Raw genomic sequence first — 21,552 nt, forward strand, 5'->3', positions numbered from 1 at the left:
TGGCTGAAGCTGGGCGGTTCGTGGCGGCGCGCCGATTCAGTGTGAATATTACTCATTTGTAGATATCGACTATAATGTGCGGTTTCGAATGCGAAGCGGCCATGACCAGGCCGCATGTGACTACCTATTGTCATTCTTTAAATCCGCACGGTGTTTTTAAGTCGATCACATGAAAATTTTTAGTGATGTGGCTCAAGTTTTTTCGTGGGACCGCTCTCGTATTTACGGTCATTTATAACAAAAACGTAACAATTTTTCGGGCGGAGAGGCCCATTGACCGTATATCCCTTCACAATACCGTTCACAGCGGCTTAACAATCCCAAGAAGGTCTGCTATTCTCGTGGACATGCCACAAGGCGATACGAATACCAGTGACCCTGACAAACGTAAGCTGTCGGAGATAACGTTCGACCGTCCAACGATCAAGGACGGGCCGACTCTCTGGCAGCTGGTTCTGGATGCGGGCAACCTGGATGTCAACAGCAGGTACGCCTACCTACTCTGGTGTCGCGATTTCGCCGACACCACGATCGTGGCTCGCCACGGAGATCAGATTGCCGGTTTCATTACCGGTTATATCCGACCTGACTCTCCCCAGACGTACTTCGTCTGGCAGGTAGCGGTAAACCCTGCGTTCCGTCGTTTGGGACTGGCCCTGCGGATGCTCGACAATGTTTACGAGCGTCTAGGCCGCAATCAGATCCGTTTCATCGAAACGACGGTCACTCCCGATAATAAAGCGTCTTTGCGTCTGTTTGCCTCCTTCGCGGAAGCGCACGATGCAGACCTGAAGCAAGACGTGCTGTTCAATGAGCATGACCTGGGAGAAGGGCACGAGCCCGAAGTTCTCCACACCATAGGTCCCATGCCCTACGCGGATACCAAATAGCCGATCGGCGTAAGTGCCAGAGGAATCTGGAAGCATGAACAGCTCAGAAGGCCGACCGAAAGTTATCATGGAAGTTTTCGAAAAGGTCGAATCACAAGTACGTTCCTACTGCCGTAGCTGGCCCACCGTCTTCACGACGGCACGGGGTAGCAAAATGAGCGACGAAGCCGGTAAGGAATACATCGACTTCTTTGCCGGAGCCGGCTCGCTCAACTACGGGCACAACAACCCGGAAATAAAAAAGAAGCTCCTGGAGTATTTGGCGGAAGACAACGTCATCCACACCCTGGACACCTACAGCACGGCCAAGCGTGAGTTCCTGAAGACGTTCGACGAACTCATTCTGCAGCCGCGTGGGATGGACTACAAGATGATGTTCCCCGGTCCCGCCGGGAACAACGCGGTGGAAGGGGCCCTGAAGCTGGCCCGTAAGTACACCGGACGTGAAACCGTCATCTCCTTCACCAACGGCTTCCACGGCATGACGCTGGGCGCACTGGCCGTCACCGGTAACTCCATGAAGCGTGGGGGTGCGGGTGTTCCACTGAACAACACCGCGACCATGCCGTTCGACGGTTACATGGACGGTCAGACCCCCGACTTCCTCTGGCTGCGCACGCTGCTGGAAGACCCGGGCTCCGGTCTGGACAAGCCCGCCGCCGTCATCGTCGAGACCGTTCAGGGTGAAGGCGGCATCAACGTCGCCAGCCCGGAATGGTTGAAGGGTCTGCAGGAGGTCTGCCACGACCACGACGTCCTGTTGATCGTGGACGACATCCAAATGGGTTGTGGTCGTACCGGTTCCTACTTCTCCTTCGAAGAGGCTGGTATCAAGCCCGACATCATCACCCTGTCCAAGTCCTTGTCGGGAATCGGACTTCCGCTGGCGGTCACTCTGATGCGCCGCGAGCTGGACGTCTGGGACCCGGGCGAACACAACGGAACGTTCCGTGGCTTCGCGCCCGCGTTCGTCACCGCGACCGCCGCGCTGGAGACCTACTGGAAGAACGACGCGTTCGCCAAGTCCGTCGTCGCTCAGGGCGAGTGGCTGCACGAGCAGCTGGAGGCCATCGTGCGGGAATTCCCCGGACTGGGGCTGTCCACTCGTGGCCGCGGACTGGCTCGTGCGCTGGAGTTCTCTGTAGCCGAGCACGCCGACGAAACCGCCGCCGAGTCGTTTAAACAGGGTCTGCTTATGGAGACCTGCGGTGCCGAGGACGAGGTCATCAAGTTCCTTCCGCCGCTGAACACCACGCAGGAAGAGTTCATCGAGGGTCTCGACAAGCTCCGCGCCGCCCTGTCGATCGTGGCCGAAAAGCACGCGAAAGTACCGGCCGCGGTCTAAAACCCAATAGTCGTCAGCAGCGGCAATATTTCATTGCCGCTGCTCTTTCGGGTACCATTACGGTACACGACAACAACTCAGGGTCACCGACCCTGCCAGACTCGTAGACTTTAAGGAAGTACATCATGCAGGTAACCAAACTCGAAGACCTCATCGGCACGGACCGCGACGTCGAAGGCAACGACCGCGACAAGGCCAAAGGCACGTGGCGTTCGCGTCGCCTCCTGCTGGCCAAAGACCGGGTCGGTTTCTCCATGCATGACACGGTTCTGAAGGCCGGCACGTCCACCACGATGCAGTACAGCAACCACACCGAAGCTGTTTATGTCATCGAAGGGAAAGCGAAGCTGACCGACCACGAGACCGGCGATGTTCACACGCTGGCTCCCGGAACCCTGTATCTCCTCAACGGGGGTGAGAAGCACACCCTCGACATTGAGGACGACCTGCGCTGTGTATGCGTATTCAACCCGCCGGTCACCGGAAGGGAGGTGCACGACGAGAACGGAGTCTACCCGCTACTTACGGAGGACGACGATGTTTAAGGAGGCACTCATTCAAACCCGTGATTATTATCCGACACGGATCGAAAAAGAACCGCGTTTGATCTACCGTTCAGAGGACCCGGTCGTTTGGGGTAACTCCGACGACGGCCCGCTGAACACCGATCAGCTTAACAATCACGAGAACAACGGGTACACCTCAATCGACAGCCTCATCGAAGGCGATGACCTGACCAGCGCCCAGAACGAGCTGCAACGTCTGATGAGCGAACCGTCGCTCGCCGACGACGAGCGCGTGATTCGGGAGCCGAAGTCCAACCAGGTGCGTTCGGTGTTCGACGTCCACAAACTGTCGGACTTCTTCTCCGAACTCATCCGGGAAGAGCGGATCGCCGGTGTGGCGCGTCAGCTGCTGGGCTCGGACGTTTACCTGCACCAATCGCGGGTCAACTACAAGCCCGGATTCGGAGGCAAATCCTTCTACTGGCACTCCGACTTCGAAACCTGGCACGCCGAGGACGGCATGCCGCGGATGCGTGCGGTCAGCCTGTCGATCTCCTTGACCGACAACTACGAGTACAACGGGTCGTTGATGATCATGCCTGGATCACACACCACGTTCGTGTCCTGCGTCGGTGCGACGCCGGAGGACAACTATCATCAGTCCCTTCAGGCACAGAAGGTCGGCACCCCCGACGAGACGTCGCTACGATGCCTGGCCGATAAGCACGGCATCGATCAGCTGACCGGAAAAGCCGGTTCCGGACTGTGGTTCGACTCGAACTGCATGCACGGATCCGGCGGGAACATTACCCCGTATCCCCGTTCTAATTTGTTCCTGGTGTTCAACAGCGTCGAGAACGAGCTGGATGAACCGTTTGGGGCCGACAAGCCCCGTCCAGAATTCCTGGGTGCACGTACCTGGGACATAGTGAAGTAGGCTCCTCCGAGCGGGTGTTCCCCGGAGTAGCCGAAGGCGGGCCGACCGCGGTTCAGCGTGGAGTCGCGAGACGGCCGAGAAATGATTTCGTAAGGCGCGGTTGTGGCTTTCTTGCCCTCCGCGCCTTATTGGTCTCCTGGGCGGTGCGACCGTGGAATTCGTCGTTAGCCGAGGCGTTCCACCGCCCCTTCGTCAACCGATGCCACGGTGGCGGTTGTCATTCCAAGGTGACGGGAGACGACCACGATGCGCGTTCGGTGAGCGGTCATGGAAGAATAAGATTATTGTATTCGATCTTAGGACATGAATAATAAGGAGTAACGGTGAGTTCCACCTCCGACGATAGAGTTCGTCTGCCGCGCAGTGAACGGCGCGCCCAACTTCTGCAGGCCGCGCAGTCGATGTTCGTCGCCAATGGATACCACGCCACCGCCATGGACGACATCGCCGACAAGGCGGGCGTGTCCAAACCGGTCCTCTATCAGCACTTCAAGTCGAAGCTGGATCTCTATCTCGCTCTGTTGGAACAGCACGCGCAGGGCCTGGTGGACAACGTCCGCACCGCCATGGCCGCCTCCGACGACAACAAAGACCGCGTGAACCTGGCCATGAAGGCCTACTTCGACTTCGTGGACGCGCAGGGCGAGGCCTACCGGCTCCTGTTCGAGTCCGACCAGCGCAACGACCCGGCCGTCGCCAAGGTCATGGGCGATGCCGAACGCGATTGCGTCGAGGCCTTGGCCGAAACGATCATGGGCGACACCGGAGTGGACAAGGCCCGCGCAGAGCTGCTCGCCACCGGTCTTACCGGTACGGCGGAAGTGGCCGCCCGCAAATGGATGGCGACGGGCCGCCCCATCCCCAAGGAAGAAGCGGTCGGACTGCTCAGCGTCCTCGCTTGGCGAGGAATCTCGTACTTCCCCATGGAAGAAGGGCAGGCACTGCCGTTCGTCGAGCAGTAGGCCCGATACCGCGACGGCTGCCGCCCATGCGGGCATGTTCGTCACCACAGGGGTTCGAGTCGGAATCGTCTCAGCAGGGTATGGGTCCGTCTATCGTGTTACGGTCCAGCGTGGGCCGTGCGTAACTTCGCCGCTCAACCGTACAAAGAGTAGTCTTAATGCTGTACTTGGACGGACGATCCTAAATTGCGTTTAAAGGAGAAGCTGATGGAAGTCAAGATCGGTGTGCAGTACGCTCCCCGTGAACTCGTCGTGGAGACGGAAGAAAAAGCCGATGCACTCGCCGACTCGATCGAGAAGGCGGTGAAGGCAGGAGGAATTCTGCGCCTGTCCGACCGCCTGGGCCGTCAGGTGATCGTTCCCGTCGAAAAGCTCGGTTACGTCGAGATCGTAGGTCATGAAAAGGGCCAGGTGGGTTTCGCCGTCGATTAGGGTTCTCCACCGGCCGCCGTTTCGCTCGGCGGCCGGTGCCGATTAATCGGGCAGTTCGTTCGGCACCGGTTGCAGAGCGACGAACGGCGTGCTGCCAGGGTCGGTACCGGCGTCGTTGTTCATCCAGTCCAGCGTTGTGGAATAGACCCGAACGAGCGTGTTGTCGATGACGGCCATGATCGGTTCCCCATGGGTGGCGGTCGAGCCGGTGGGATCGGCAGGCCGGGCGGCGATACTGTCGGCGGGCGTCGTCGTCGACGACGTAGCCCCCTGAGCGTTGACGACGGCATTGTCGATCGATACTTCAAACAACCATTCCTGGCGCCCGTCCCGATGACCGGCGATCCACAGTCCCGTTTCGCTGGCCCAGTCCAAGTCGGAAATCTCGTCGATATCGTGCCCGATACGTTTGGGATTGCCCAGCGAAATATTATTGTCGCTGTCGTAGATGAGCGGGGCCAGATAGGCCGCTCCATCGTTCACGTACGCCAGGCGACGGCCGTCCGGCGCGAGACTCAGCCGTGAAATCTCGGTATCCGACAGCGGAGTCACCTCTGATTCGGTCACGTTAATCGCACTGGGCAGCCCGTCGACAATGGCAAGAACGGTCCCCGAGTCGATCCATTCCGGGTCGCGCAGCGAATCGGCCGACAAGCGTTCCTGCATATCGGTCTCGGCTTCGCCGACGGTGGCGGTGAACAGGCGATTGTCGGCGGTGACGGCCGCGATGGAATCCACCGTAACGTCCATCTGCGTCATCCCGTTCAACTGTGTCCCGACCCAGGGAAAACTCGGGGTCCGCGTATCGGAGAGCTCATTCGAACGGGCCGAGGAATACTGCCAGACCGTACTATCGTGAACGTAAAAGGCCATCTCATTGCGGCTGGTCGGATTGCCCTCCCCGGACGGGATCGCATTCCACGAACGCAGAGTGGAAATGTCGTCCTCGCGCTTGCGCTCATCGTCGATCGACAGAAGCAGACGCTGCGACTCCGAGATGTTCAAACTCCACACCAACTGTGCGGCAATCGCCTCTAGATAGGGTTCAATGTCGATCACCTCGGAGGTGACGAGATTGACGTGAACATCCTGACCGTCCTCCGACACGTTCAATTGCGGAGTCACCGACGAGGGAATGGCACTGCGAGCCGATTGCCGCGTGAACTCGGAAGGACCGTTCAACAGCCAGGAGAAACGCTGCGTCAGCAGTTGATCGACACTATTGGTGGACTGAAACGACTCGCGGTACGTCCAGCGTAGATCGGGAACCAGATGCTGAGCCGCGTCGCCGGTGGCCACGAAATACAGCGGAGCCCGTTCGTAACGCGAATGGAACTGTGAGGTCAACATGGTGAGCTGTTTCGGAGCGCTTACGATCGACCAAGCGTCGGAATGATTCTCCCGAACCAGCTCGAAACTCTCCTCGTACTCCCGGGGACTGGGAGTGGCCCGAACCTGCCCGTCCGGCAAATACGAGCCGATAATACGTCCGGTGACCTCCACCGTGGCCTTCAACCCCGAATTACTCGTGGGAGCGACGTTCTCCGACTGCAGCAAGGCGATCCCATCGGCGGGGTTCGAATAACTCAAGTCCTCGTCGGTGAAGTTGTTCAGACGCGAAATCCGGTTCTTATCGTTACCGGCGGCGGCTCGAAGGAAATTCTCCACCGAATCCTCCGCGTCCGTCGACGGCTCGGGAGTGCGCAGCTCCTCGTTGTTCTGACTCGAACGAATCGGGTCGTCCTGGACGACCTCTACCGAGGAATCGGACGGAACCCCACAGGAGGTGACCGTCAAACCCGCCAAGAGACCGAAGGCGACGATCGCGCCGCGCCTACCGTGAACCATCAGAGTCCCCCTCATCATCGTCCAACGCCAAGGCGATCGGGGAGTTGACCGCCCGATTGCCCTTCTGCAACGGCAAAGTCAACAAAAACAGCGTGCCCCGTCCCGGCTCGCCGACCGCCTGCAAAGTACCGTTGTGCAACTTGGCGTCCTCCGAACTGATCGCCAAACCCAAGCCGGTCCCGCCGGTCTTACGATTACGCGACGGATCAGCCCTCCAGAACCGATCAAAGACCCGCTCGGCCTCCCCCGGTTTCAAACCGATACCACGGTCACGCACCGACAACGCCACACAGGTGTCATTGTCGCGAATCGTCACCGTCACCGGCCGCGCCTCCGCGTGCTCAATCGCGTTACCCACCAGATTACGAACGATCCGAGTAAAGCGAGGAACATCCACCTCCGCCACGACATGGTGCGATGGAGCGTCCAACTCGATCTCGACGCCGCACTCCTCCGCCAAAGCGGAGAACCCGGCGATCACCTCCGCCACGATCGGCTCCAAATCCACCGCCTCGGTGTCCAACTGCGCGAAACCCGAATCGAACCGAGAGATCTCCAACAGCTCCGACAGCAGATCCTCAAAACGATTCAACTCCGTCGCCAACAACTCGGTCGAACGCCGCGTCGGCTCATCGAAGTCCTCCCTACCCGCATACAGCAAGTCCGCTGCCATACGGATAGTCGACAACGGAGTCCGCAACTCATGGCTGACATCGGACGTAAACCGCCGCTGCATCACCGACAGCGTCTCCAAACGCCGAATCTGAGTCTGCAGATTAGCCGCCATCAAATTAAACGACCCGGCCAAGCGCGCCAAATCATCCTTACCCCGCACCGCCATGCGCTCATGCAGCAAACCGGCGGCGAGACGATGCGCGGTAGCGGCGGCCTGCCGCACCGGGCTCACCACCAGACGAGTCACCAAACCCGCGATGACGCCCAGAAGAAGCACCAACGTACCCCCGGCGACCACCAAGGACGTCCGCAGCAGATTGACCGCCTCGTTCTGGTTGGTCAACGGATAATAGGCGTACAGCTCGTACTCCACCGCAAGATTATCGATCGGCACCCCGACCACCAGATACGGCGTCTCACCATCGTCCAAGCTCAACGTCTGATACTGAGTCGCCATGTAGCCGCCGTTGACGCTGTCGGCCAACTCCGGCGACACCGTCGTATCGGCCTCCACCGGACGCGTCTGCGCCACCGTCCCATCCGAGGTCGACAGCGTATAAGCAGTCGCGGAATTGGTCTGATCCAACAGATTCGTCAAATAAGTGGAAAAAGCGTTGCTCAAAGCCGCGTCACGCGGCGACGTGTAATCACTCAGATTGTCCGCAAGCGTGACCGCCGCGTCCCGAGCGTCCTGCACCGACACCTCACGCTGATCGGACAACAGCCCGTTGGTCACCGTAGCGGCCACAACGAAGCCGAAGATCACCACCAACGACGCCGACGCCGCCAACGTGGCCGTTACGACCCGCAGCTGCAGGGAAGCCCGGAAACGTTCAACGACAGGGCGAGCCAGGCGCTTGCAGAGGCGATGAGCCCGGCTGCGAGGGCGTCGCGAAGGACGTGGCGCGGCATCGCCGGTCGCCTCCTCGCCCTCCAACGGCGTCTCCTCGCTCATGGCGCGGTCCTCTCGACGGCGGCGCGCGGAACCTGGTCCACACGCCGGTCGGCCAATACGGTGAAGCTGCGGATACGCGGCACGTCGCTATCCCAGTCCGGCTTTGTACCCAACCCCTCGCACGGTTTGAATGAGCTGAGGTCGTTCGGGGTCGGGCTCGATCTTGGCGCGGAGGCGCTGCACGTGGACGTTGACCAACCGCGTATCGGCACTGCGGTTGTATCCCCACACGTTCTGCAGCAGGACTTGGCGAGTGAACACCTGACGGGGTTTACGGGCCAGGGTCACCAGCAGGTCGAATTCCAGTGGGGTCAGCTTGACCTCTTCTTCGTTCAACATGACCTGGTGACCCGGTACGTCGATGGTGACCTGCAGCCCCGGGCGACCGATCTCCAGGCGTTCCGGAGTGACGTCATCACCTCGGCGCAGACGCGCACGGATACGGGCGACCAGCTCTTTGGGCTTGAACGGTTTGACGATGTAGTCGTCGGCCCCGGATTCGAGTCCCAGCACGACGTCCACGGTGTCGGACTTGGCCGTCAGCATGACGATGGGCACCCCGGATTCGGCGCGAATCGCCTTGGCGACGTCGAGCCCGCTCATGCCGGGCAGCATCAGGTCAAGGAGGACGATATCGGGGCGATGCTCCTTGAAGGCGGCCAAAGCCTCTTCGCCGTCGGATACGAAGGTGGGAGAAAAACCGTCGTTGCGCAGGATAATCCCCAGCATTTCGGCCAAGGCCGGATCGTCGTCTACGACAAGTACTCGTGCTCTCATACGACTAGTCTTCCACCTATAGGAATTGCAAAAGCACCACGGGTGGTACCCGCGGTGCTTTCCAGGTTAGCGACTAACTTCCGAGCGCAACGCTCTTCTGTGTTGTCGGTTACATTTGACACTATTTCGGCTTAGTCGGTTCCGTGGTCCACGGGACGGTACGGCTTTCCACCCGAAGCGATGGCCTCGAAGGGACGCCGTCCCTCCTCGATCTCGCTCAGCTGAGCCATCTCACGACTCGACAGCGACGTCACGATCCAGTCCACGAGAATACGGGCCTTACGGCTCGTTCCGGGAACCTTCATCAAGTGGTAGCCACGGTGCATCAGCCAGGCCATGAAACCACGGACCTTCATGCCGTACACGTGAGCGACGCCCTTGTACAGTCCCAGACCGGCGACCGAACCGATGTACTTGTGCTCATAGGCCTTGAGCTCGGTGTTGATGTACTTGGCGTAGACGTTGTCGGCCAAGACCTGCGCCTGCCGGACGGCGTGCTGCGCCGACGGCGTGCAGTAGGGAATGGGGAAATCGGAGGTGTCAGGGATCTGCGCACTGTCACCGGCGGCCCAAGCGCCCTCGATGGGACGACCGAAGTCGTTCTTCGGATCTTCCACGTCCTCTTCGATGACCTGCAGACGAGTGTTCCCCATGATGTGGCCCTTCGGGCCGAGCGGGAAGTCGGTGTCCTTCAGCATCGGCGTGGGCATGACGCCGGCGGTCCAGATGATGGTGTCACAGTCGAACTCGTCCCCGTCGGCCAAAACCACATGGCCGTTCTCGCAGGACTTCATGACCGTTTCCAAACGGACGTCGACACCGCGCTTGGTCAGCTGACGGGCGGCATAGGCACCCATCTCCGGGCCGACCTCGGGCATGATGCGCCCGGTGGCCTCGATGAGGTACCACTCCATCTCGTCGGGATCCAGCTCGGGATAGCGCTTCTTAATGATCGCGTTACACGCGTCCTGCATCTCGGCCATCGCCTCGCAGCCCGCAAAGCCCCCACCGATCGTGACGAAGCGCAAGGCCGCTTTACGGACCTCGGGGTCTTCGGTCGATGCGGCGACGTCAAAGCGAGACAGAATGTGACTGCGCAGCCAGATGGCCTCACCAATGGACTTGAAACCAATGGCGTTCTCAGCCAGACCTGGAACCGGCAGCGGGCGGGAAACCGAACCGGGGGCGACAACGATGTCGTCGTATTCGATTTCGCGGGCAGGACCCGTGGCGGGCTGGACGGTGACGGTCTTGTCGGAATGCTGAATCCGAGTGACCTCACCGGTAACAAGCGTGCAACTTTTCAGTACGGAACGTAGAGGAATAATCGCGTGACGGGGCGACAGTGACCCGGCGGCGGCTTCAGGTAGAAGCGGTTGGTAGGTCATGTGCTGGTTACGGTCGATGACCATAACCTCGACTTGACCCTTCTTTATTTCACTTTTGAGTTTTTTGCCCAATCGTTCGGCAACGTAAAGACCGACGTGACCGGCACCTATCACGACTATACGTTTCACTCGTTCAATTCTGCCGATCAAAGTCGGTCCTGTGTAGCGAATACGTAAGGAGGTACATCACGTTTCCTCCACGTTGCATAAGGTGTTTCCCCGGTTACGTTGAGGTGAACGCCGAAAACACTGGCAAAAGCGCAATCAAGCGCGACGAGAGGGTTACAACGATGCACCGACCCCAAAGAACGAACAACCCGTGAGTAACCTCTCAACGTTGGTTGGTGGGTGACCGCTGCGGGCGGCTGAGGCACTACGCCTTCGCGCTCCGGGGGATTCTCACGACCTGAAGGTCGCTACGAATCCTCCTCGCACGAATTCGCAGCACCTCAGCCGCCCGCAGCTCCTCTCCAGCTCTACCGCCGCTGCACTCCGCGCCTGCGGCGCGTTGTTAGCGGCTCGCCAGTTGCGTTAGGGCTGATGTGGTGGGTCGAGATATCGGAAACGCTAGGCCAATACGGTTCCTCCGCTGTTTCGGAGCTGCCCGGTTTTCAGCCTGCGTCTCCTGAAAATTTAGAGGTGGCCCTATCGGAGTTGCCCACCTTCCAGAGCTCCGACAGGGCCTGGTTCCCCTCTCCCGCAGCGCCGGTTGTCAGGAGAAGGAAACCGGAGTAAAGACAATGCACGCCTCACGGCTCGTTCGATTTGTGGTGCCGTGTGACGTGGACCGGTGCGATCACTTGGGCCGCAACATCCGACGCGGTCGAGGTGGGCTGCCCGTGCGGGGAACCCTTGCTCGTTGGGGGTCAAGATGCGGCCCAACCGTCTTCTGGAGCGTGGCCGATAGACGGTGTAGCCAGTTGGGATCGGTGACGGTACGTTGAAACAGTTCGTCGTCGTAGAGCACGATGGTGGGTTTGATCAGATCGGCACAGTTGGCCAACACGTCCGGAGGCTCGCGTTCAAACGACATATCGACGTAGCCCTGGCCTGTACCTGAACCGCCATTGGCGCCCGTACGTGCGCTTGATCTTCGAGCATAATCACGTGAACCACAGCCATCCGCTTCATCGATGTGGAACAGGAACACGTTCGAAGAACAGACGTCCAAGCGTCCATGGAAGCGATACTCCTCATGCGCGATGGTGCCTAGATTGAACGTACCGATCGGCATATAACGCACTGGCATGGTTAGCCGTCACCTCCCTGGGATCCGAGACCACCGATGCTGGCCGGGTGCGGTCGTGGAAGACCTCCTCCACCCGAGCAATGAGGCGTTCGTTGAGCCAGAAGTAGTTGAAACTCCCATTCGGCACGAGACTCTGACGGGCTGGCGTGTCGGCCCAGAGGACATGATCGGCATACTTCGCGTCCCACAAGATCGAACCCAACACGATCCTCTGCGCAGTAGTGGGGTAGACGGCAACGATCGTGGCCGACATGAGCGACACACGCCGCACCTCCACCCGGTAGCCGAGGAAGTCCAGACCCGTCATCAATGGCCCGTTCATGGACCGGTGTGGGTCGGTGTGCGGAGTCAACCACCGCCGACGCGACCCCACAAACTGAGCCCGACCATCCACCGACCAATCAACCACCAGCGGGTGGGATACAGACCGGTGGGCCGTCGCTCGTCGGGTGGTGTATCGGTGGGAGACGTGACGGCGACCGGTTACCTTTCTGCCGGTTTGGTGGGAGTAGGAGTCCGACCGACGCGCCGCCCGATGACGACCCGGGCTCTGCTTCTGACGGCCCGCACCCCAGTCGCGATAAACCGAACCCCAGACCCCGTCGGCTGAACCCCGAGACTGGCCGACTGCACGCTGCAGGCCGGCTGACCGGTGTTGCTGTTGCCCCGCAGTAGACTCCGGGCGCGGATCTGTAACACTTGCCCTCTCCCGGCGCTGTGAGGGCTGAGCGGTGACAGTGGAGTCGTCGGGCCAGGTGGATCGACCCATCGGCACTTGATCGTGGGTATCGCTGCGGCGCAGCCGCTCCCAGAGTTGCCGAGACCAGGTGGCACTTCCCAAACCTCTGCTGTGGTTGGGTTGCTGACCTCCGGAGGCTGCCCCAGCGGTCGCGGGCTGTGCTTCCCAGGCTCGCGCGCGGAATAGCACGAGTGGGACCGCCAAGAGGTAAGCAATGAGCAAGACCTCGTAGATGGCGAAGAGTGTGGAGGTGTTGGTGTTCATTGGTCCGCCTCCTCACCGGTGCGGTGGAAGGATTGGAGAATATGCGCGGCGATGGCTTCGCGTAGTAGCCAGATTTGGATGTCGTTGGGGATGGTCCGGCTATTGTGTGGACGGATAAACTGGCCTGTCACATGCACCAGTGCGGCCAGTTCCTGATCGATGGTGATCCAGACGGTGTCGCGTCCGAACCGTTGAATAATATCGACACGAGAGTCGCCCCATGTCAGTGTGCCCAAGAGTTGAGGCATGACGGTGGGTCTCCATTCTCCCCGGGGATCGGGGGATAGGTGAGAAACGATGAAAAAGCACAAAACAGCCTGCCGAGACCGGCCACCACACACACCGAATCAACCCCAGCTAATGACCACCCACGATTGGTGCCATTCGTTCCGCTCCAGGCGCTGCCTACTGACGCAACGGCTTGCTTTAAGGCATGACGGGGTAGACGAGTGCCCCCAACGGCGACCACGGTCGACCGTTTCTAGACACACGCGGATACGGAATTAGCTGGTATCAGTAGCGAATGCGGTGAAAACGCCGGTCAGGCGATCGGTCAGTAGTAACTGACGCGCCCAGCGACACCGGCTCGTGACTGGAAAAGACGCGCACGATGCATTACGATGTGTGAGAACACGAAACCTCCTTTCGAGGAGTTGGTGTTTTGGCGGCGGCTTGCCAGTCACAGTTGCTAGCTAGTTCTGGCAAGCCGCTGATTCAGACAAACTGGATGTCTGTCTAAGAATCCCTGGATGACCATCGGGATCACCCAGCGTGCGTTAGTGTCGCGCATTGCTAACTTAAAGTCAACAACCATGATCGCGTGTCGGATAGTTTGGCTCAAGCGTCTAGGCCTCCAATCACCGGACAATTACCAACTTGTTCCATTCGCACGAAGTGAACGTGATCAAAGGAGTTGGGATCCAACGATGGATGCAATGGGTATCGTATGGCAGTGCAAAATATTCATTTAATACCATGTTGCTAATCGGTTACGTTTACATAGTGCTGCCCCTTCTTGTGTACGAAAACCGATGTATTTGGTAAGGATCAGGATGGTAGATGAGGTAAAACTGGGTAACCTGCTTTCGGAAGTCGATTGGCTATCGATGAAAGATCCCTGTGGATATAGGATCGACCTGGGTCAAGCTATCTATCGTGTTGCCACTGACGATTTGACAGTGACGGAACGAAGGTATTTTGGCACAATCCTATATACGCACGTGTCGAACCAAGGATCGTTGGGGGGAAATATCTCCGGCTGCTGCAAAGTCGATAATCGATATTCTTGATATGCGACTTTGCAAGGTGCCAGAGTATTTCTACCAGGTGCTGGTTGCTCTGATGGAAGGTTGGGGAAATGGGACTTGCATTAATGGGGAAACTGGATTCAAAGAACCCCTTTGGAAACCAGTCAGGCGTATCATCTTCAATAATTCAGCCGTCTTCGAACGAGATTTGTACGACTACAGGGCGATTGATGTTCCCTCGTTGCTTGAACTTACTGAGTGGATCGCTCCAAAAATCCCAAAGATTCGTAGTGTACTTTCATTGCTGGGCGAGACGGCGGACATTGAGTCAAAGAGGCTCATCACTGAAGCGATACAAAACTGTGAAGATGCCATCGCAGAGAATAAATCTGATCCTGATGAGCGATTTGAAGTATAAAACTTCAGTATCTACTTGTGATGTAATTTGCACGAACTATCTAGTGAGGGATGCGCAAATTATTCGTCTTGAAACGGCCTAGTCTCCTATATGCTTAACTAAATCCACTAATTTCAATAAAGCTGTTAATCTAATGAAGAAGCGTCTCATTGCTCGGTATTTTTCGATAGTGTCAAGCTAATATAGAGGTGATTTAGCTATGAATTGCAATTTTGTTCGATCTTGGGAAATATTCATTCTGCATTTTATAATTGAAATAGGTGATCCGGAGGGTCTGGAATATCCAGAGTCTGGAAATGGCCATGAACCATATATTGCTAGTGATGAAATGCTATGTATTAATGTGCCAGAATGGGTGAAAATTAGTAACGGAGTTGAAGTTGTCCCAATGCATCTCGTTCCATTTGGAGGGCGCTATCAGGGATTCACTAGTCTTTTCAAGGGAGAGCTCCGATTTGATTCAGGTAAACTACAATTTGGAAACGAAGTTAGCACTGATACGTATACAATTACGCTTCCTGAGCCTGGATGGAGAGGAATCGAAGTAGCAGTTAAAGATAGGTATGCAGACTTTCAAGTAGCATTCATGATCGAAGGAATTAGTCGAAATGAGATTGAATATCTGAATGTAGAGCCAAGATTTAATGACCAAAATCTTCCAGAATTAGACGTAAGCTACGTTTAACCAATATTGACAGGGTACTCAGAGGTCACCGATGAAATCTACTGCAATATCAGTTCACAGTCTTGCAAGTTGGAAACCCTTCCAGTACTCCGTCAATATGTGCCAGGCCCTGTGGATCATACCGATACACCGCGTACGCGAAGGAAGCGAGAGCTTAACCTGATGACAGACCCGCTACATTACAGAAAACTCGTTGAAGCGATTGCCTCCCAGGATTTTGCGATGGTTGATGAGCTGCATCAGTCTCTACCCGTCGAGCAGGCGGAGCAATACGAGAAGTATCTTGCCGCTCTCTTCGCTGTCCTGTTGGAGGACAAGTTTAAGGACGGTCTCGACCACGAGGCGATCATCGCGTTCGTCGATGAGCTGCGTGAACGGTTCCGTGACTCCGAACCGCGTTTCAAAGCATTCGTGGTCGAAGGCGTTATTCGCGCGAGCGCGGGTGAGACCCATATATTCGATGACCTTCCGCAGGAGGAGATCATTCCGTCGCGGGTTCAGGTTATCGGAACATTGGCTATGGACGGTACATCGGTGCGGTCGGATCTTTCCAAGCTGCTTACCGTGGCAGACGAGCTAATGAACGATTTAGGTTTAGTCGGTGGTGAACCGATAATTCGTCGGTAGTCATCGCCCATGCCGGTTTAGAAGCGTCGGTAGAATTCGTGGTCGGGTAGTGGCACAGTGAACCGCGATTAAGCCGGCTGTCAAGCGGTGTGGGGAAGCAGGGATTAAACCGTCTACCCGCCGCGACACTGTTCAGACGGTTCACCTGAGTGGTTGAGCATCGAGTACTGTTTCCTCCCGTACTTGCCATGAGCGGTTAATTCCGTTGGCCTCTGCCAGAGATTGACGATTCTCGGTGACTGACGTTCCGTTAGCGTGCTTTTTGTATCTCTCAAACGCAGTGTTATCCACGTGATCCCCTCCACTGCAATAGAACTCACTGTGGAACTATTCCTTGCCGATGTTTTCCCTACTGCTGTAATAGTCATACCTCCTGTGCCGCAGTAATACTGCTGGATTGGGCTGGATCAGTGTTCATTGCCTGGAGAAGTCCACTGTTTTTATCGCCCTCGTTCTGTATCTCGGGGCTTGCTTTTGTCGGCCATGGGATGACGTGAGTGCGGGGAACAGGGTTGGAAGGGCTGGAGGGGAAACCGTAAAATACTCGCATGGAGGGAAGCGACTTCAACAATCAGGCAGCGCGCATGCGAGAAGCGGCGGCGGATGTTCGCGCGGAGGCGCAGTCGGACGATTTGGCCGTGAAGGTGATTGCCTCACCGGGCGGCGGAATCGTGGACATGGAGCTATCGCATCGTGCATTTCAAATGTCGGGTAGAGAATTGGGCTCGACGATGGTCGAGGTAATCGGTCGAGCTCGGATTGAGGCGGATCAGCAGCTCTCCGCGGAAGTTCAGCGAATCATGGGGGTTGATCTCCCGGGGCAAGGAGGGGCTTGAGATGGCTGATGAACAGCCTAAAAGTTTGGGCGAGGTTTTGGCCAAGCTGGAGCAGATTCAGGAAAACGCCCAAGGCACATTGGACAAAATGTCCGAAATGGAAGAAGAGTTCGGTGGGAGCGAGACGGTATCCAGTTCGCCGGACGGATCGGTAACCGTCACGTTGAACAGCGACGCGGTCATAACCGACATCGACATCCAAGACTCCGCACTGCGGTTGCGCGGCAACCTTGTAAACGTGGTGCTGGAGACCATCAAGGAAGCTCAAGCCACCCACGCGATGAAACTCGCGAAGATGGCCGATCAAGCCGTTCCAGAGGGCAACCTCTCGCGGCTCGTTGAGGGCCACATGTCTTCGACGGTCCGCGACCGGGCACGCGACAACTTCGATTAGGGGACTGAAATGACGAACGTTCAAGACATTGACGCGATCGACGATGCGAAGAAACGATTGCAAGACTTGGCGAAGGATTCAGAAAAGCTGAAAGAAGCCGCTGCAAACGCCGATCCGGGACCGACCACCTGGGGAGTGATTCTGGGACTCATCATCGGCATCGCCTACGAAACGACAGTCGGTGAGGACGTCGAAGCCACCCTCGAGGACCTGCCACTCGCCCTTGAAGGCAACGCGATGCGGCTCGAAGCGTGCGCCAGGAACTACGAGAGCACGGACGAAAGCATTGCGGCGGCTCTTACCGCGATTAATGGGGAACTCAGCGTCCATACTTCCGGGCCTTGCTGAAGGAGTAACACATCATGGCAGAGACAGACTACGACTCCGCAATGAGTAGTTTGGACGATCCGGCAAGCCGGAGCGTATTCCAGACTAACGGAGTGGACTCCGGGGTTGGCGCTACCGCATGGGGTACCGGCAGCAACATCATCAGTGGTGCGGAGGAAGGCGACATCACCCAGGTCGTCGCCTCAAGCACCGAAATGTTCGCTCAGGGTTATGGAGCTGTCGACGACCCCTTGAGCTGGTTGATTGGAAACGGAGTCGATTTCCTTGTCGCCTATATCCAACCACTGCAGGATATTTTGGGTCTGGTCGCCGGGAATCCCGAGCGTTTCGACGACGCTATTAGTCGTTGGTCCGACATTGAACAAGCCGCTTACGCTCTCGGGGAGGAAGTCCAATCGATCTTCGACGGTGGAATCGGCGATTGGCACGATCAGGCCTCTCAAGCCGCCGAAAACCGACTGGCCGAACTCGGAGAGGCGATCGGTGCCATCGGGATCAAAGCAGGTACCAGCCAAAAGTGGCTGGGTGCGGCACAGTTGTTGGCGGAAGTGTTGATGGCCGTGATCAAGGGCATCATCACTGAAATCGTCAAGGAATTGATCCTTACCTGGACGGCAGCTCTGGCGTCGGCAGTAGTCACCGCCGGTGCGTCCACCGCCGCAGCTGGAACGTGGACGGTAAAAGCGATTGCGCAAGCTACCTTGAAAGCCACCGCAAAAGTCCTCAGAGGAAAGGAACTTGCCGAGATCCTCAAGAAGGCAATGTCGAATTTTGGCAAGGACATGAACATGATCAAGAACCCTCTTGATTGGGCCAAGAACGTCAAGAAAATAGACGGTTTGGCAGGTAAGGCAGGCGAAGTTGGCAAGCAACTCGGCGAAGTCGCACCGTTCGTCACCAGCGGGTCGAACAACTACTTCGCCAGGGACCATAGAGATAACGATCCTGATGCGGTTTCCCCCGACGACCTCGGATACGAATCCCAGTCGGAAGACGAGATCCAAGACGTCATCGACGACAACTCGGCGACGTATTACCACAACGGTCGGCAAGTGGATCCGGAGTTTTACGACGTTCGACCAATGGAGCAGGAGTAGACCCTCCCGTGTTCGAAGGGCAATGGAAGATTGCGCGGCATCCAGCGGCGACGGTGGACGTTCATTTCAACAAACCCCATCGTCGCCCTGGATTCGGTCGCGTCAACTTCGTCATAGAGAGCCGAAAGCCCGACCGGGCGGGCTTCAAGCGAATGGCCCCGGTCGTTCCCTACCCCAACACCCCGGTTCTCCTGGTAGACGGCGAGCCGGTATCACAAGGTATCGGGTCCATTTGGCTGGAGCTGGCACCCGGACGTCATCTGGCCGAAGTGCAGGCGGGACGGACATCGGGGTATTGGATATTGGATGTCGAGGAAGACAACGACTATTCGGTGCGCGAGTTTACGCGGTACGGCACCAATTCAATTCGTCAGGACCAGCTTCTCTCGGAGTACGCACTGGGAAATACCGGCGGCCACATTCGCGGTAAACTCCGCACGATCGTAATGATCATGTTTGGATTGCCGATGATCATCAGTCTTCCGTATCTGCTCTACATGGTCGTGGTTGATACCGTATTCGGCTCTGGCAATCCACAGTCCGACCAATGGTTGATGACCGGTCTCTGGTACTTTCCGATCGCACTGTCCCTGCTCGGATTGTGGTTGTTCCGGACATACCGGAAATCGAAAACATCGACTCGCGATCCATTGCCATGTCTTGAGAAGAACGGAATGACTCTGGTTCCCTACCTGCCACAGGCCCTTCCAGAGGGACAGACCGGAGTCGCTATAGATCTGCGTTGGGCCATCACCGAACAGGTTCTCTACGGTGAGGCGTACGAATTTCTGGACCTCAGAGAACACGGTCAGCCGTTCATGCCTGACTGTCTTTATTGGATGCGTGAACCGCGGGTTCGGATCGGCGAATGGGAGGCCGAGGCGTTTTGGGGGCGCGTGTGGCTGACTTTGGCACCGGGCGTGTATGAGATGAGTGTGGGGGTTCCGTCGCGAACCAACCTTGATAATAAGAAGCTGAAACCGGATTACGTCTGGAGCAGCCTCTCGATCGATGTCGGTCCGGATCGGATCGCTTACGTTCAGGCGCAAGCGGCCATGCGACACGATGTCTTCAATAAGCGATACGAGGTTTCCACCACCGACCTGGACGTCAGTGTCGACTCGGTGGAACGTGGGGCGGAGTTGCCGATGTTTTTCGGACCGGATCTCCCCGAACGATCCGCTCGTGACATCGAGGAGAATCGGGTCAAATAACGTATCGGCGCAGCATCCATGATCCGGAAAAGTCTGCGGTCACAAGCGGATCGCTGGCCGTCGTTGTGGATATGTTGACGGACGCCCGACGGTGGCTGATCGCCGCCGGGTACGAGTAAGGTGCGCCGACTGCTCTTGGTCGACGCACCCATTGGTTTCGAGATTGCCGGCGGCCATCGTGGCCGCCGACTCAAAGGATTTTAGACCTGTGCGGGTTCCTTCGAGGAACTATCGTCGGAACTTTCCGTGGAATCGGCGAGGGTGGAGACGCCTTTGTCCCGCACCAGATCCTCCGGGAAAACATAGGAGGTCTCGCCGTGTTCGGCTGAATCGATACCAGCAAGTTCCTCTTCTTTGCTGACCCGAATTCCAACGGTGAACTTCAGGGCCAGGCCAATGAGAAGGGCGACGCCGAACGAATATACCGCCACTATAGCGGTGCCTGCGGTTTGCAGTCCGAGCAGGGAGGCGCCTCCGCCGTAAAACAGGCCGTTGACACCGGCTTCGGTCTCCTTGACGGCGAACAGCCCGACGGCGATGGAGCCCCAGAATCCGGCCACCATGTGGAGGCCGACGACGTCCAGCGAGTCGTCGTAGCCGAGCTTTTCCTTGAGGCCGACCGCGAGCGGGCAGATGGCCCCGGCGACCGCTCCTACTCCGATGGCTCCCAGCGGGCTCACATACCCGGCGGCCGGAGTGATGGCGACCAGACCGGCGATGACTCCGGAGCAGGCTCCGATGATGGAGGGCTTGACGCCGCGCATGCGGTCGACGGCCAGCCAGGCGAGGATGGCGGCGGCGGTGGCGACTTGAGTATTGAGCATGGCGAGCCCTGCGATGGCGTTGGAGGCGAAGGCCGAACCGGCGTTGAACCCGAACCAGCCGAACCACAGCAGTCCGGTGCCAAGGAGGACCATCGGCAGGTTGTGCGGCGCGAAGTTGCCGTTCTTTTCGCGCCAGCCGATACGGCGTCCCACCACGACGGCGAGCGCAAGCGCGGCCGCACCCGCGTTGACGTGGACGGCGGCTCCTCCGGCGAAGTCGAGGACGCCCCATTCGGCGAGGAATCCGTCGCCCCAGACCCAGTAGGCGACGGGATAGTACACGAGGATCGACCACACGATGGTGAAGAGTATCCAGGCGGAGAACTTCATGCGGTCGGCGACGGCTCCGGCGATGAGCGCGACGGTGATGATGGCGAACATCATCGCGAAGGAGCTCATGGCTCCGTCGGAGACTCCGGCGTCGTCGGCGGAGAGGTCCATGACTCCGCGTAGTCCGAATCCGCTGGAGAGGTCTCCGAAGAACATGCCTCCGTCACCTTCGGCGAGTGAAGCGCCGAGCAGTGTCCAGGAGATGGTGACGATTCCAAGCGCCGCGAGGCATTTCATCATCATGTTGACGACGCTTTTGGCGCGGGTGAGACCGCCGTAGAACAGGGCGAGTCCGGGGGTCATGAGTAGTACTAGGGCGGCTGATATCAGTATCCAAGCATTTGATCCTGTGTCGATATCCATGGGCGTGCCGCCTCCTTCCGGTCTGTAGATGGTACTGAGTCCGGGACTGGTCAGGTGGGCACCGTCGCCGCGTGAGAAGTTCTACTTCCGTACCAGTCTTACGAGTCCGCCGGATAGGTAGATCGGTACGAGGAGGGGCCGATACCCTCCTGCGGATATCGGCCCCTCCTGTGGACTCCTACCTACCGGAGTGTTCTCCAGT

Annotated in this window: 22 protein-coding genes; 14 read left to right on the plus strand and 8 right to left on the minus strand. The window is 57.9% G+C overall.

Features of this window, described 5'->3' with window-relative positions; all coding sequences use genetic code 11:
- Positions 1-347: 347 nt before the first annotated feature.
- The 6 genes from ectA to HALAL_RS0109100 all read left to right on the plus strand — a co-directional run bounded on the left by ectA (position 348) and on the right by HALAL_RS0109100 (position 5,072).
- On the plus strand, positions 348-890 hold the full coding sequence (ectA, locus tag HALAL_RS0109070; protein WP_025273702.1) for a diaminobutyrate acetyltransferase: 543 nt from the start codon (positions 348-350) through the stop codon (positions 888-890).
- Between the two features lie 67 nt (positions 891-957).
- Entirely contained in the window at positions 958-2,235 is a 1,278-nt protein-coding gene (gene ectB / locus HALAL_RS0109075; RefSeq protein WP_025273703.1) for a diaminobutyrate--2-oxoglutarate transaminase, read from the plus strand.
- A gap of 125 nt (positions 2,236-2,360) precedes the next feature.
- Positions 2,361-2,780 (plus strand): ectoine synthase, encoded by a 420-nt coding sequence (locus tag HALAL_RS0109080; protein ID WP_025273704.1) that lies wholly within the window; start codon positions 2,361-2,363, stop codon positions 2,778-2,780.
- On the plus strand, positions 2,773-3,678 hold the full coding sequence (gene thpD / locus HALAL_RS0109085; RefSeq protein WP_025273705.1) for an ectoine hydroxylase: 906 nt from the start codon (positions 2,773-2,775) through the stop codon (positions 3,676-3,678). The genes HALAL_RS0109080 and thpD overlap by 8 nt, the downstream gene beginning before the upstream one ends.
- Positions 3,679-4,001: 323 nt before the next feature.
- A complete protein-coding gene (locus HALAL_RS0109095; protein WP_025273706.1) occupies positions 4,002-4,640 on the plus strand; it encodes a TetR/AcrR family transcriptional regulator in 639 nt (212 codons plus the stop codon).
- A gap of 207 nt (positions 4,641-4,847) precedes the next feature.
- Positions 4,848-5,072: a DUF3107 domain-containing protein gene (locus HALAL_RS0109100; RefSeq protein ID WP_025273707.1), complete on the plus strand. Its 225-nt coding sequence runs from the start codon at positions 4,848-4,850 to the stop codon at positions 5,070-5,072.
- A gap of 42 nt (positions 5,073-5,114) precedes the next feature.
- Here HALAL_RS0109100 and HALAL_RS0109105 read toward each other — a convergent pair whose 3' ends face one another.
- From HALAL_RS0109105 to HALAL_RS0109135, 7 genes are all read right to left on the minus strand, one after another.
- Positions 5,115-6,920: an LpqB family beta-propeller domain-containing protein gene (locus HALAL_RS0109105; RefSeq protein WP_025273708.1), complete on the minus strand. Its 1,806-nt coding sequence runs from the start codon at positions 6,918-6,920 to the stop codon at positions 5,115-5,117.
- Complete coding sequence (gene mtrB, locus HALAL_RS0109110) at positions 6,907-8,550, minus strand: MtrAB system histidine kinase MtrB (RefSeq protein ID WP_025273709.1); 1,644 nt, start codon at positions 8,548-8,550, stop codon at positions 6,907-6,909. The genes HALAL_RS0109105 and mtrB overlap by 14 nt, the downstream gene beginning before the upstream one ends.
- An 87-nt stretch (positions 8,551-8,637) precedes the next feature.
- Entirely contained in the window at positions 8,638-9,327 is a 690-nt protein-coding gene (mtrA, locus tag HALAL_RS0109115) for an MtrAB system response regulator MtrA (RefSeq protein ID WP_025273710.1), read from the minus strand.
- Positions 9,328-9,458: 131 nt separating this feature from the next.
- Positions 9,459-10,844, minus strand: a complete 1,386-nt coding sequence (locus tag HALAL_RS0109120; RefSeq protein ID WP_025273711.1) for an NAD(P)/FAD-dependent oxidoreductase — start codon at positions 10,842-10,844, stop codon at positions 9,459-9,461.
- Positions 10,845-11,511: 667 nt separating this feature from the next.
- Complete coding sequence (locus HALAL_RS18595) at positions 11,512-11,748, minus strand: hypothetical protein (RefSeq protein WP_156937684.1); 237 nt, start codon at positions 11,746-11,748, stop codon at positions 11,512-11,514.
- 160 nt (positions 11,749-11,908) lie between these two features.
- Entirely contained in the window at positions 11,909-12,967 is a 1,059-nt protein-coding gene (locus HALAL_RS0109130) for a hypothetical protein (RefSeq protein ID WP_025273713.1), read from the minus strand.
- Positions 12,964-13,215, minus strand: a complete 252-nt coding sequence (locus tag HALAL_RS0109135) for a hypothetical protein (RefSeq protein ID WP_025273714.1) — start codon at positions 13,213-13,215, stop codon at positions 12,964-12,966. The genes HALAL_RS0109130 and HALAL_RS0109135 overlap by 4 nt, the downstream gene beginning before the upstream one ends.
- A 949-nt stretch (positions 13,216-14,164) precedes the next feature.
- On the opposite strand from HALAL_RS0109135, the gene HALAL_RS0109140 reads away from it, so the two are divergent.
- From HALAL_RS0109140 to HALAL_RS0109170, 8 genes are all read left to right on the plus strand, one after another.
- A complete protein-coding gene (locus HALAL_RS0109140) occupies positions 14,165-14,632 on the plus strand; it encodes a hypothetical protein (RefSeq protein ID WP_156937685.1) in 468 nt (155 codons plus the stop codon).
- Positions 14,633-14,831: 199 nt separating this feature from the next.
- Complete coding sequence (locus HALAL_RS18600; protein WP_156937686.1) at positions 14,832-15,317, plus strand: hypothetical protein; 486 nt, start codon at positions 14,832-14,834, stop codon at positions 15,315-15,317.
- A 162-nt stretch (positions 15,318-15,479) separates the two neighbouring features.
- Positions 15,480-15,944: a hypothetical protein gene (locus tag HALAL_RS0109145; RefSeq protein WP_025273716.1), complete on the plus strand. Its 465-nt coding sequence runs from the start codon at positions 15,480-15,482 to the stop codon at positions 15,942-15,944.
- Between the two features lie 548 nt (positions 15,945-16,492).
- Entirely contained in the window at positions 16,493-16,780 is a 288-nt protein-coding gene (locus tag HALAL_RS0109150; RefSeq protein WP_025273717.1) for a YbaB/EbfC family nucleoid-associated protein, read from the plus strand.
- A 1-nt stretch (position 16,781) separates the two neighbouring features.
- Entirely contained in the window at positions 16,782-17,174 is a 393-nt protein-coding gene (locus HALAL_RS0109155) for a YbaB/EbfC family nucleoid-associated protein (protein ID WP_025273718.1), read from the plus strand.
- Between the two features lie 9 nt (positions 17,175-17,183).
- Entirely contained in the window at positions 17,184-17,522 is a 339-nt protein-coding gene (locus tag HALAL_RS0109160) for a hypothetical protein (protein ID WP_025273719.1), read from the plus strand.
- A 14-nt stretch (positions 17,523-17,536) separates the two neighbouring features.
- On the plus strand, positions 17,537-18,619 hold the full coding sequence (locus HALAL_RS0109165) for a hypothetical protein (protein ID WP_025273720.1): 1,083 nt from the start codon (positions 17,537-17,539) through the stop codon (positions 18,617-18,619).
- A gap of 8 nt (positions 18,620-18,627) precedes the next feature.
- Positions 18,628-19,833 carry a hypothetical protein gene (locus tag HALAL_RS0109170; protein ID WP_025273721.1) on the plus strand — a complete coding sequence of 402 codons (1,206 nt, stop codon included), beginning with the start codon at positions 18,628-18,630 and terminating at the stop codon, positions 19,831-19,833.
- A 200-nt stretch (positions 19,834-20,033) separates the two neighbouring features.
- On the opposite strand, the gene HALAL_RS0109175 is transcribed toward HALAL_RS0109170, so the two are convergent.
- Positions 20,034-21,350, minus strand: coding sequence for an ammonium transporter (locus tag HALAL_RS0109175; RefSeq protein ID WP_025273722.1), 1,317 nt, complete (start codon positions 21,348-21,350; stop codon positions 20,034-20,036).
- Between the last annotated feature and the right edge of the window lie 202 nt (positions 21,351-21,552).

The organism is Haloglycomyces albus DSM 45210 (genome assembly GCF_000527155.1).
Taxonomy (GTDB): domain Bacteria; phylum Actinomycetota; class Actinomycetes; order Mycobacteriales; family Micromonosporaceae; genus Haloglycomyces; species Haloglycomyces albus.

Excerpts from the sequence above, each read along its gene's own strand:
- HALAL_RS0109080 (WP_025273704.1), top strand. The coding sequence starts at position 2,361 with ATGCAGGTAACCAAACTCGAAGACCTCATCGGCACGGACCGCGACGTC.
- HALAL_RS0109165 (WP_025273720.1), top strand. The coding sequence starts at position 17,537 with ATGGCAGAGACAGACTACGACTCCGCAATGAGTAGTTTGGACGATCCG.
- HALAL_RS0109135 (WP_025273714.1), bottom strand. The coding sequence starts at position 13,215 with ATGCCTCAACTCTTGGGCACACTGACATGGGGCGACTCTCGTGTCGAT.
- ectB (WP_025273703.1), top strand. The coding sequence starts at position 958 with ATGGAAGTTTTCGAAAAGGTCGAATCACAAGTACGTTCCTACTGCCGT.
- thpD (WP_025273705.1), top strand. The coding sequence starts at position 2,773 with ATGTTTAAGGAGGCACTCATTCAAACCCGTGATTATTATCCGACACGG.
- mtrB (WP_025273709.1), bottom strand. The coding sequence starts at position 8,550 with ATGAGCGAGGAGACGCCGTTGGAGGGCGAGGAGGCGACCGGCGATGCC.
- HALAL_RS0109130 (WP_025273713.1), bottom strand. The coding sequence starts at position 12,967 with ATGAACACCAACACCTCCACACTCTTCGCCATCTACGAGGTCTTGCTC.
- HALAL_RS0109100 (WP_025273707.1), top strand. The coding sequence starts at position 4,848 with ATGGAAGTCAAGATCGGTGTGCAGTACGCTCCCCGTGAACTCGTCGTG.
- HALAL_RS0109160 (WP_025273719.1), top strand. The coding sequence starts at position 17,184 with ATGACGAACGTTCAAGACATTGACGCGATCGACGATGCGAAGAAACGA.
- HALAL_RS0109105 (WP_025273708.1), bottom strand. The coding sequence starts at position 6,920 with ATGGTTCACGGTAGGCGCGGCGCGATCGTCGCCTTCGGTCTCTTGGCG.
- HALAL_RS0109150 (WP_025273717.1), top strand. The coding sequence starts at position 16,493 with ATGGAGGGAAGCGACTTCAACAATCAGGCAGCGCGCATGCGAGAAGCG.
- HALAL_RS18595 (WP_156937684.1), bottom strand. The coding sequence starts at position 11,748 with ATGTCGTTTGAACGCGAGCCTCCGGACGTGTTGGCCAACTGTGCCGAT.
- HALAL_RS0109175 (WP_025273722.1), bottom strand. The coding sequence starts at position 21,350 with ATGGATATCGACACAGGATCAAATGCTTGGATACTGATATCAGCCGCC.
- HALAL_RS0109145 (WP_025273716.1), top strand. The coding sequence starts at position 15,480 with ATGACAGACCCGCTACATTACAGAAAACTCGTTGAAGCGATTGCCTCC.
- mtrA (WP_025273710.1), bottom strand. The coding sequence starts at position 9,327 with ATGAGAGCACGAGTACTTGTCGTAGACGACGATCCGGCCTTGGCCGAA.
- HALAL_RS0109155 (WP_025273718.1), top strand. The coding sequence starts at position 16,782 with ATGGCTGATGAACAGCCTAAAAGTTTGGGCGAGGTTTTGGCCAAGCTG.
- ectA (WP_025273702.1), top strand. The coding sequence starts at position 348 with ATGCCACAAGGCGATACGAATACCAGTGACCCTGACAAACGTAAGCTG.
- HALAL_RS18600 (WP_156937686.1), top strand. The coding sequence starts at position 14,832 with ATGAATTGCAATTTTGTTCGATCTTGGGAAATATTCATTCTGCATTTT.